Genomic DNA, 11,282 nt, shown 5'->3' with positions numbered 1-11,282 from the left:
TGCCCTGGTTCTCCAGCGAGCCCTACTGCAAAAAAAGCCGCTGGAAACTGTAATAACAAGAGTTTCCAGCGGCTGAATTCTATAAACGGAGAGAACGGGATTCGAACCCGTGGAACCGTTTGCACGGCTCACCGGTTTAGCAAACCGGCGCATTCGGCCACTCTGCCATCTCTCCTGAATGCTTTGACCGCCACGCTATGGTGACAGGCAGCACTCTTTATGCTGTTTTTCGTGTAGAAAGTCAACGATTGAAGCCTTGAATATGCAGAGACTTCGGTAAATTGACAACACAGCGGACAGGGAGTGTATCAAACCAAAAACCCAGCTGCAATAGTTTCGTCGTTTTGAAGGCGCAAAGTGGGAAACCAGCTATTCTTCAGCTGTGATCACAGCGAAAATCGATAGATTCGATACGAATTTCTGACTGGTCAATAAACGTATAAACCATTTAAATCAAGTTACTTAGGACAGATTTCACCCTGTGATTCAAGATAGTGTTTTAGCGAGGATTTCCAGTCGGGAATTGCATCTCCGATTGCCGCTGTCAATCGGGAACAATCAAGGACACTGAAACGGGGGCGGTCTGCTGGTGCGTTATACTGCTCAGTTGTGATGGGGTGTGTGTTGACTGAGATTCCTGCCAGTTCGAAAATTGTACAGGCAAATTCATACCAGGTGGTCTGACCCTGACAGGTTGCGTGGTACAGGCCAAACTGATTGGTTTCGATCAAGCGGGTCAATGCCGAAGCCAGATCCCGGGTGGCTGTGGGAGTGCAGTGCTGATCGTTGATAATGGACAACTCGTCCCGGTCTTTTCCCAGTCGGAGCATGGTTTCCACAAAGTTACCATTTCCCGTTTTCCCGGCGACTCCATACAGGCCACAGGTACGAACCACGTAATGTTGCGGGCAGAGGGCACGGACGAAATATTCGCCGGCCAGTTTACTGAGGCCATACGCGCTGACCGGTCCCGGGGCTTCATGCTCTTGAAACGGAGTCTGTCGCGATGTATCCAGTCCATAAACGAAGTCAGAGCTGATGTGCATCAAAGAGATGCTTTTTTCAGAACAGTACTGGGCGAGATGACGTGGCCCTAATGCATTGATCGCGTAAGCGATCTCGGGTTCTTTTTCTGCCAGGTCGACTTTGTTATAGGCGGCAGTATTGATGATCAGGTCAGGTGGAGATTGCCCCAAAGCGCCTGCAATACACTCGGGGTCTTCAATGGAAATCTGTTGATGTGTCAGACCAGTAGTCTGATGACCGGCAGCAGTCAGAGATTCCATCAGATCATGTCCCAGTTGTCCACGAGAACCAATTACAGTAATACGCCGCATGAATAAGGCCTTTTGTATTATTTCAGGAAAAATGAAAATCTCAAACCGCTATCGGTTCATCTCGTTCTATGATTTTTCTGTGGTTGAGGTCAGGGGAGCAACGAAGTGAACCTGTTTTACGATCTCTTTAAACCCGAGCGAAGTATAAAGGTGGTTGCCGACGTCATTCTGTTCGAGCGTCTCGATTTTTGCCAGAGTCAGATTGAGATCCCGAAAATGTTGCAGGGCATGTTCGAGTAGTTTTCGTCCCATCCCCTGGCCACGGAACTCAGGGGCAAATGCCAGATTGGGAATATAGCCGATGCCTGCTTCCAGGTCATGCCAGGTGGAAATATAACCCGCAATTTTGCCGTCCACTTCTGCGATGAAAATGCCTTCAGGGTCTCGACGCACGTCTGCCTCGACGTGTCCCGATTTCCGCCATTTCCAGTCGTGACCATTGATCGGGCCGTATTCCCGTTCAATTCCTTCATCAATCGAAACACCCTGAAATGCTTCTACCGTAATCGTTTTCAGGGTTTCCAGGTCTGCAGGTTGATAAGAACGTATTTTCATGACAGAGAATCAAACGGGATTATGAATTGGAACTTCTGAAAAGAGTGACGTGCGCGACTGATGTATGCTATGATGTTGCTATCAAAAATTAAAGGAGCCAGAGGGAATCCTTTCAAAGAGTTTTTACTCTTAATATCGATCTCGTTTGATGGGAACAGGGTATGAATGATTCAGTAACATATACGGCAGACGAGTTTCTGGATATCAGGCTGGAATTACCAGACGCTGGCCGCTGGACGGAATTGAACCAGGGAAAAATCATTAATCTCGACCCACCCGATATTGAACACGGAACGATCGTGCTTAACATTTCCAAGGTGCTTTCAGTTTATCTGCACAAAGTCAACCAGGGATATGCCTGTTTTGATTTAGGCCTGCTGGTCAGTCAGGATCCGGACACGATTCGATTTCCTGCGGTCAGTATATTTAACAGTGGCAAGCGGTTTGAAGAGACCGACAAAACGGTTTCAGATCGGAAACCTGATGCAGTGATCGAGATTGCTTCTACGAATCCTCGACGAAAGTCCATGACAGGGCACGTCAAGGATTATGTCATCTGGGGAATTGATCTGATCTGGGTGATAGATCCCGCTTCCCGGGAAGTTTTGGAATATCAGCCCGAAAAAGGGAGTGAAGTGATCGATATGCAGGGCAAGCTGACTGGTAAAAATGTTTTGCCGGGTTTCGTGATGCCGGTTAAAGACTTGTTCGCAGAACCGGATTGGTGGTAAGGTAAACGTAATTGTTCTCAAAGAGAGATCAGCAGATCAACGAACACTACTGCAGACAGGTCGCTCGTTTCAGTAGTAGCAACGCGTAAAGATGCAAGGAAAATTCAGGGATGCCAGATGCACACTATGATGTGGCAATAATCGGTACCGGACCTGGGGGAGAAGGGGCTGCGATGCAGGCCATCAAACAGGGCAAGTCGGTGATTTCGATTGAGAAATTTTACGAGATCGGCGGTAATTGCACACATAAGGGAACAATTCCCAGTAAAGCCCTGCGTTATTCGATTCTGCAGATGTCAGAGATTAATAACTATATGCGGCAGATGGGCCGACTGGGAATGGTACTGGATCTGGAATTTCCTGATCTGCGGAAGACGGCGGCATCTGTGATCCAGAAGCAGGTGGGCATGCGGCGTACGTTTTATGAACGGAACGGAGTTGATCTGGTCGAAGGTCATGCACGTTTTCTGGATCCACATCGCATTCATATTGATACTCCCAGCGGCCTGACTGAAGAGATCACTTTTGATTATGCAATTATCGCGACAGGGTCCCGACCTTATCGACCAGCAGATGTCGATTTCAGCCATCCGCGTATTTTCTGCAGTGATACCATTCTTGATTTGAATTTCACTCCACGTTCGATCAGCGTCTATGGTGCGGGAGTGATTGGTTGTGAATATGCTTCCATGTTGCGCACGATGGGTATGAAGGTCAATCTGGTCAATACCCGCAGTTCTCTACTGGACTTCCTGGATGACGAAATCAGCGATGCACTCAGTTATCACATGCGGGAGAGTGGTGTTCTGTTAAGACACTGCGAAAATTACGAATCGATCCAGGGGACGGATGACGGCGTCATTCTTTCACTGCAGTCAGGAAAGAAACTCAAAACCGATATATTCCTGTTTGCTGCCGGTCGGGCGGGGAATTCCGAAAATCTGGGACTGGAAACCGTGGAGATTACACCCGATTCCCGCGGGCAGATTGAAGTCAATGATGATTTCCAGACGACACAACCACATATCTATGCCGTGGGTGATATCATCGGATATCCATCACTGGCCAGCGCCGCCTATGTGCAGGGACGCTATGCCGCCAGCCATCTGGATAACGGCGAATGCGAGCGGGCATTGATTCGCGATATTCCAACAGGGATTTATACCAGCCCGGAAATCAGCTCGCTGGGAAAGACCGAGCGGGAACTGACGGAAGCCAAAATCCCTTACGAAGTCGGTCATTCGATGTTTAAGCATCTGGCGCGTGCACAGATCATGAACCGCCCGATCGGGATGTTGAAACTTCTGTTTCACCGGGAGACGCTGGAAATTCTGGGGATTCACTGCTTCGGTCCGAACGCTTCGGAAATCATTCACATTGGTCAGGCGATCATGTCTCAGCCCGGGTCAGCAAATACGCTGCTGTATTTCATCAATACAACCTTCAACTATCCCACCATGGCAGAGGCTTATCGAGTGGCAGCATTAAACGGCTATAATCGTCTGTTCTGATTTATCAAAGTCCAGCACGTTTGCAAGGGAATGAAATGAGTCGCTCGATTCCTGGAATATTGTTTCTGATGTGTGTGGCGTTATCCTGGGGGCATGGCGTTTCAGCAGCTGAAGCTCCGAACGTACTGTTTATTGCCGTCGATGATCTGAACGACTGGATCAGCTGTCTGGGCGGTCATCCGGACTGTAAGACTCCGAATATTGACCGCCTGGCTTCGCGTGGCGTGTTGTTTACCAATGCCCACTGTGCTGCCCCTGCCTGCAATCCATCACGGGCGGCGTTGATGACGGGGATTCGACCTTCCAGTTCAGGCGTGTATCTGAACTCTCAACCCTGGCGTCCCGCCATGCCGGATGCGGTCACTCTGCCTCAGCACTTTCGAAACAACGGTTATGAAGCAGTAGGCTCCGGTAAAATTTTTCATGGCAGATATAACGATCTGGGTTCGTGGGACGATTATCTTAAACAGACCGGAGATCCCAAACCGGTACCCGCAGTCTTGAATGATCCGCACAGCCGCGCCGGAACAATCATCTGGGGCGTGCTGGATGTCGAAGACAAAGAGATGAGCGACTACAAGATGGCCAATTATGCCATTGATTATCTGGGTAAAAAACACGAGAAACCTTTCTTTCTAGCCTGTGGTATTTATCGCCCGCATATGCCGTGGCAGGTGCCTCGCAAATATTATGACATGTATCCGCTTGATAAAATTCAACTCCCCCAGGTGCCTGATGACGATCTGGATGATGTGCCTGCTGCTGGTGTCCGCATGGCGAAGCCAGCCGGTGATCACGCCAAAATCCTGAAAACAGATAACTGGCGGTATTCCGTGCAGGCTTATCTGGCCAGTATTGCTTTTGCGGATGTGCAGGTCGGTCGCGTGTTGGATGCCCTTGATGCCAGCCCGTATGCGAAGAATACCATCGTGGTGTTATGGGGAGATCATGGCTGGCATCTGGGTGAGAAACATCATTGGCGGAAGTTCTCACTCTGGGAAGAGGCGACACGAGTCCCTTTGATGATGGTGGTTCCCGGTGTAACGAAGTCTGATTTACGCTGTGACCAGGCAGTGGACTTTATGAATATCTATCCGACGCTCTGTGAGTTGTGTCAGTTACCGATTGGTGGGTACCTGGATGGTGTCAGCATGGTTCCCCTGTTGAAAGACCCTGATATCATCTGGGAACGCCCGGCTTTGACGACTCACGGTCGCCTGAACCATGCATTACGCGATAATCAGTATCGTCTGATACGTTATCGGGATGGCAGTGAAGAACTCTATGATCACAAAACTGATTCGATGGAATGGAAAAACCTGGCAGACGATCCCCAGTACGCGGAGGTTAAGCAGCGGCTGGCAAAATCCTTTCCCAGCAAAAATGCCTTAGCTGCCCCGAACGATACGAAACAGAGCAGAAATCAGAACAAGCAGAGACCAGGCAATAAGAAAAATAAGTCATCCAAACAGTAGCCGATTTTTTTTCTGTTTCAGAAAAGAATACTCTCAATAGAAAGGCTGATTTCCGCTACCGAGGAGATGATCATTCCGTTTTCTTACCACGGGTTTTTTCGATCATGGCAGCCAGTTCATCGACGGTGACGATGGAGTCTTTGTCCTGGTCTGCCTGGAAGAACAGGGGGAGTTCGCGGAGCGGCACTTCATCGCGTTCCAGTTTGCCGTTTGAGTTTTTGTCACGCCGTCGTACCAGTTTAAATGCGATCGTTTTGAACTGGTTTTCGGCTTCTGCGCTTTCTTTGGGAATCGCCACATTGAAATAACCAATCATCATTTCATTCCATGTTTGATCGCCCCAGGAAACTTCTTTGTTCGGATCCGGATTTGATAAATTGCTGTCCGAATTATTATAGTGTGCCACGCAGTGAATGTATTCGCCGGCCTGGATGGGAATTGGTTTTTCCACACTGTAAGCAGTCTGCCAGTTGAAATCGAACGCTGGTACATCAATCAAGGTTTCGCCTGGTTGATCGGGAGTTTTGCGAAGTTCGTAGCGGAACGCTTTTCCCCGCAGGTGCATGTGGGGCATAAAGCTCAGGATCACGGCATCACGATCGCTGGGAGGGGAAGTGGCTTCAATTTTGAAATGATCATCATTTGCGGCAATCGAGAAACGCCGGCGAACGAAGTCTTCATTGATGACCTGCGCTGTGACGACCTGATGGGTGACTTTGGATTCGTCGGTAAACACCAGACCGACTTTACTGCGATCCTGCTGTTCAACGCCGATGGGGGTATAATGCATCTGGAAGACCAGCTTCGAGCCCGCGGGTACTTTTTTAGCCATACCTTCCGGGAGCATGACTTCGCGGGATCCCGGCACATATCCGACCAGGAACTGATCTCCTTCGCCGAACACGCGGACCCGTTTACCCTGCGGGGGACGTGCAAAAACCAGAATATGATGGACGACAGCCCGGTTGCCCGGCAGCGCTTCTGCGCCTTTCAGCCATTTATCTTCTGTAAATCCGGGGTCAACTGTGAAATATTGATATTTGACACCTCGTTTCCCAGCTTGTGCCGGAACGGTGAAGGGTTTGTCATCCATGTAGAAGACGGCGTCTGGTTTCTGAGGCAACTTCCAGCCGGTGACGTATGTCTGTGGTTTCGGAAGATTTTTGGGATCGCCCTGGGGCGCCCCGTTTTCGACCCAGGTATAGATCAGTTCTTTTTCCTCTTTTGTCAGGCTGCGATCATTGGCGAATTTTCCATGTTGAGGATCTGCGTGCCAGGGAGGCATACGCTGATCGCGTACGACTTCCGCGATGGTTTCTGCCCAGCCAGCGACTTCTTCATATTCATTTAGGGCGAAGGGAGCAATCTCTCCTTCACGATGGCATTCCACACAATGTTTCTGAAACAGACGGGAGATCTGGTTGGAGTACGTGACTTTACTATTGGGATTCGGTTCCCGGAGACGCCCGATAAAACAACCGACTGGTTTTGTCGAAGGTTGACTGACCGGTTTGCCGGCAAGTAGTTCCGTTAAAGCAATTTTGAGGTCTTCCCTTTGCGGTTCATCGCGGAGATAGCCTACACCATACTGATCATCAACACGTCCGTGGTAGCAGATCTGGCGGTCCTGATCGAGGACGAAAATTTCTGGAGTGCGCCGGGCACCGATCTGGTCGGCGACATGGTTGCCGGCATCTTTCAGCACGGGAAAAGTAATCTCATGTTTTCGTGCATATGCGGCGATTTCGGTGAGGGAATCCTGCTGATTCGACATGATTGCATAAAAGGCGACTCCCTGGCTGGTAAACTCGTCAGCCAGTTTCTGCAGACGGCCACCATAGAGCTTAGCCAGAGGGCACTCCGTGCCCAGGAAAGCGATGACCACCAGCTTCTGCTCTCTCTGATCATCCAGTTGAACCGATTTGCCACGGAAATCCTGTAGTGTAAAGTTCTGAACCTGTTTGCCGAGCAGACTGTCTTTGGACTTGGCAGAAGCTGTCGCTGTGAACAGACAGCCGGCCAGCATTCCTGTGATTAGATAATAGAAGCATCGCATTCGACCTTGAACTCCCCTCTCAACTCATATTTAATGATGGGCGCAACTTGAGTTTCGAAAACTGTCGTTAGCATCTAACCCCAAATGGGTATTGATGGTAGCGTGAATTGGCGTCATTTCGTCCAATCTTCATAGAGCCGATTAACGATCTGTTTCAACTCAGTTTGATTGGCCAGCTCTATAAGTAGTTACCCTGACTGATGTGAATCTGTTTCAGAATTCAGGAAAAGATCTGATTTTTAATTATTATACAAGTGACCACAGGCAAGGTAAATATCAGTGATCGTAGGATTGGGAACAGACATTGTTGAAATCTCGCGGATTGGTCAGATGATCGAACGTCATGGCGACACGTTCCTGAATCGGGTCTTCACAGAAAATGAAAACACGTATTGTGGCTCCAAAAAGAATAAAGAGCAGCATTACGCGGGTCGCTGGGCGGCCAAGGAAGCGGTCATGAAGACACTGGGGACCGGCTTTATTAAAGGGATTGGCTGGAAAGAGATAGAAGTGATTAATCTCCAGAGTGGTAAACCGACGATCGTCATTTCCGGAGGCGTCGAGCGGCACGCCGGGGAGATGGGGATCAGTGAAATTCTGATTACGATCTCGCACAGCCGGGAATTTGCCACAGCCACTGCGATTGCATTAGGTCAGGCAAAGTAATTCGCTGCTGGCTGATCTATGCCAGTCAGGTTTCTTTGAGGTCCAGAATTTTTTCGATGACAGGCAGCTGGTGATGAGTCAGATGATCCACCAGGGTGGTTGGCGTTTCATCGGCGATGATCAGATCACGGTACTTCGGTTTGACAAATTCGGTTTCAATACAGTGATCAACCAAATTGAGCAGCGGATCATAAAAGCCGGATGTATTCAGGAGTCCTACCGGTTTGCGATAGATGCCAAGTTGAATCCAGGAGACGACTTCGAAAAGTTCTTCCAGAGTTCCAAAGCCACCAGGCATCGCAATAAAAGCATCACATAATTCTGACATTAAGGCTTTCCGTGTATGCATATTATCCACAATATGCATCTGGTCCACACGGGGGTGAATCAGCTCTTTAACCGCCAGCTGTTGCGGTATGACTCCGATCACTTCTCCGCCGGCATCCAGAACAGCATCGGCGATGATTCCCATCAGTCCAACACTGCCTCCGCCATACACCAGAGAAATCTTGCGTTCGGCCATCAGTCGTCCGAGCTCAATTGCGGATTGCTGGTACTGCGCATCGTTCCCCGGTTTTGAACCGCAAAAGACACAGATGCTTTTGAGAGTGCTCATGCTCCGGTACCGTCGGCTGCCTGATCGTTCTCGGAAGTCTTTTCTTCCTGAGCCTGCTCTCCGGTTTTTCCTTCCGGAGAACTGCCTTTATAGGTTCCCGGTTTGATCTGTGGGCCGCGCTGATGTTCTTTGAGAATGGCCTGGAGTTGTTCCATATCCATGACTTCGACTTCCAGCAGATCCCTGGTCATGTGTTCCAGCAGTTCACGCCGTTCATCGAGCACTTCGTAGGCAATTTTGGAGCATTGATCGATAATACGTCTGATCTCGAGATCAATTTCCCGTAATGTGTTTTCGCTGTGCACGCTCTCGACTCCCGCTTGGGAATCGCCGAGGAACGGAGACCGTCTGGTTTCGCTGTAATGCACCCGGCCCAGTTTGGGGCTCATGCCGAACTCGGTGACCATGCGACGGGCAAGATCGGTCGCACGCTGCAGGTCATTCTGGGCACCGGTTGAGGTTTCCTGGTAAATGATTTCTTCCGCAGCGATTCCTCCCAGCAGGACACAGATGCGGTTTTCCAGTTCGCTTTGAGTAACCAGTTGTTTTTCTTCTTCGGGGCGCTGCAATGTATAACCGAGAGCTCCCAGTCCGCGGGGCACAATCGAAATTTTGTGAACCGGGTCGACATTGGGGAGTGAGCATGCCACCAGAGCGTGACCACATTCGTGATAGGCGACGCGACTCTTTTCATCTTCATGGATCAGACGCGTTGATTTTTCCAGCCCGGCGACGACACGTTCGACACCCTCTTCGCATTCGTGCATGGTGACTGCGTCTTTGTTGTTTCGAGCAGCCAGCAAAGCAGCTTCATTGATCAGATTGGCCAGATCAGCACCGACGAAACCGGGCGTGATTTTCGCGATGTGCTGCAGGTTGACCGAGTCATCCATCTTGATCTTGGCACTGTGGACTTTGAGAATCGCTTCCCGTCCCCGTACATCGGGACGGTCGACGAGCACATGTCTGTCGAATCGACCGGGACGCATTAAGGCGGGATCGAGCGTTTCCGGGCGGTTGGTGGCGCCCATGACGATCACACTTTGATCAGAACCAAATCCATCCATCTCGACCAGCAGTGCGTTGAGGGTCTGTTCCCGTTCATCATGACCGCCGGGCATGCCGCTGCCTCGCGTTTTTCCGAGCGCATCGAGTTCATCGATGAAAATGATAGCGGGTGAGCGTTGTGCTGCCTGCTGGAACATATCCCGTACACGGGCAGCTCCCACGCCAACAAACATTTCGACGAAATCAGAACCGGAAAGTCCATAAAAAGGCACACCCGCTTCGCCGGCAACTGCTTTGGCAAGCATTGTTTTTCCTGTGCCGGGAGGACCTACTAACAGGACTCCCTTGGGAATACGACCGCCGAGGGCCTGGTATTTTGCCGGAGTTCTCAGGAATTCGACCACTTCGCGGAGTTCTTCGACAGCCTCATCAATACCTGCGACATCATTAAACGTGACTTCGATATCATCCTGTGCATACATACGTCCGCGACTGCGACCGAATGACATCGGCGAACCTGCACCACCCATGCGACGGAAGAGATAGATTACAAAAATTAACAGTACGATGGGAAAGAACAGAACGGCAATCAAGGATTCCCATTCGGAAGGGCGGCTTTCGGAATCGACGACGATATCTTTGCTTTCCAGTTTGGATTGCAGCTGCGCGCGTTTTTCTGACGCAATTCCCCAGACCGGTATGTAATAATTTTTAGTGGTGTCAGCCAGAGTTCCTTTTTCAGATCCCTCCTGTTTGGGCTGGTCCTGAAACACGATATAATCGGTGCCGAACTTCAGTTCGTGTACGTTGGTTTTATTGTATTTTCCATCTTCCAGACCTTTAACGAAATCACCAAACTTAAGTTTCTCTCCCCGTTTATTGTTGGAGACAATTGAGAGTGTGATGACCAGAATCAATCCGCCTACGACGAGATACCAGAGCGCATTGCTTTTAGGACCTTTCGGTTCGGGACGTTTTCCATCCCCTTTTGGAGTGCGTTCAGGTGGAGCGGGACGGTCTTTTCGGTTGGGATCCGGGTTCGACATGGAGATTTATCTTTTCAATGGCGTGCGTATTGCTGAATTCTGGTCTTTGAACCGCACGGAACATAAGGTCAGTTGGTTAAGCCCTCGGTGAGAGATCGTTTCAGGGAAGAAGGGATCTTAACACAGAATGCATCTTATCTTTAAGGTAATGTATGTCGTTTCAGCAGAGGGGTCAATCAAACGTTTTCGGAGAATTGCGGGATCTTCCTTGAAACGCCGTTGAAAAGGTTCTTTTACGGAGTGAATGCCCCTTGCCATGTTTAATTATTACGCCTAAAATG

At 49.8% G+C, this 11,282-nt stretch carries 9 protein-coding genes and 1 tRNA gene; 4 read left to right on the top strand and 6 right to left on the bottom strand.

Features of this window, described 5'->3' with window-relative positions:
• Window positions 1-86: 86 nt before the first annotated feature.
• The 3 genes from GmarT_RS24815 to GmarT_RS24805 form a co-directional block, all read right to left on the bottom strand.
• Window positions 87-175: transfer RNA gene (locus GmarT_RS24815), tRNA-Ser, on the bottom strand.
• Window positions 176-458: 283 nt separating this feature from the next.
• The gene (gene rfbD, locus GmarT_RS24810) at window positions 459-1,337 is read right to left on the bottom strand and encodes a dTDP-4-dehydrorhamnose reductase (protein ID WP_002649266.1); all 879 of its coding nucleotides are present in this window, start codon (window positions 1,335-1,337) and stop codon (window positions 459-461) included.
• A 66-nt stretch (window positions 1,338-1,403) separates the two neighbouring features.
• Window positions 1,404-1,892, bottom strand: a complete 489-nt coding sequence (locus GmarT_RS24805; protein ID WP_002649267.1) for a GNAT family N-acetyltransferase — start codon at window positions 1,890-1,892, stop codon at window positions 1,404-1,406.
• A gap of 161 nt (window positions 1,893-2,053) precedes the next feature.
• Between GmarT_RS24805 and GmarT_RS24800 the strand changes: the two genes are divergently transcribed.
• The 3 genes from GmarT_RS24800 (at window position 2,054) to GmarT_RS24790 (ending at window position 5,609) form a co-directional block, all read left to right on the top strand.
• Complete coding sequence (locus GmarT_RS24800; protein WP_002649268.1) at window positions 2,054-2,623, top strand: Uma2 family endonuclease; 570 nt, start codon at window positions 2,054-2,056, stop codon at window positions 2,621-2,623.
• 110 nt (window positions 2,624-2,733) lie between these two features.
• A complete protein-coding gene (gene sthA / locus GmarT_RS24795; protein WP_002649269.1) occupies window positions 2,734-4,134 on the top strand; it encodes a Si-specific NAD(P)(+) transhydrogenase in 1,401 nt (466 codons plus the stop codon).
• 35 nt (window positions 4,135-4,169) lie between these two features.
• Window positions 4,170-5,609: a sulfatase gene (locus GmarT_RS24790; protein ID WP_197998152.1), complete on the top strand. Its 1,440-nt coding sequence runs from the start codon at window positions 4,170-4,172 to the stop codon at window positions 5,607-5,609.
• Between the two features lie 70 nt (window positions 5,610-5,679).
• Here the strand turns inward: GmarT_RS24790 and GmarT_RS24785 are convergent, their stop codons facing one another.
• Window positions 5,680-7,665: a redoxin domain-containing protein gene (locus tag GmarT_RS24785; RefSeq protein ID WP_063825457.1), complete on the bottom strand. Its 1,986-nt coding sequence runs from the start codon at window positions 7,663-7,665 to the stop codon at window positions 5,680-5,682.
• Window positions 7,666-7,944: 279 nt separating this feature from the next.
• On the opposite strand from GmarT_RS24785, the gene acpS reads away from it, so the two are divergent.
• The gene (gene acpS, locus GmarT_RS24780; protein ID WP_002649272.1) at window positions 7,945-8,331 is read left to right on the top strand and encodes a holo-ACP synthase; all 387 of its coding nucleotides are present in this window, start codon (window positions 7,945-7,947) and stop codon (window positions 8,329-8,331) included.
• A 25-nt stretch (window positions 8,332-8,356) separates the two neighbouring features.
• Here acpS and GmarT_RS24775 read toward each other — a convergent pair whose 3' ends face one another.
• The gene (locus tag GmarT_RS24775) at window positions 8,357-8,947 is read right to left on the bottom strand and encodes an LOG family protein (protein ID WP_002649273.1); all 591 of its coding nucleotides are present in this window, start codon (window positions 8,945-8,947) and stop codon (window positions 8,357-8,359) included.
• Complete coding sequence (gene ftsH, locus GmarT_RS24770) at window positions 8,944-11,001, bottom strand: ATP-dependent zinc metalloprotease FtsH (RefSeq protein ID WP_002649274.1); 2,058 nt, start codon at window positions 10,999-11,001, stop codon at window positions 8,944-8,946. Before ftsH ends, GmarT_RS24775 begins: the two co-directional genes overlap by 4 nt.
• Window positions 11,002-11,282 lie beyond the last annotated feature (281 nt).

The sequence above is a fragment of the Gimesia maris genome (assembly GCF_008298035.1).
GTDB classification, from domain to species: domain Bacteria; phylum Planctomycetota; class Planctomycetia; order Planctomycetales; family Planctomycetaceae; genus Gimesia; species Gimesia maris.
Note: the sequence above shows the minus strand (reverse complement) of the source record. Positions and strands in the feature narration are given on the sequence as shown.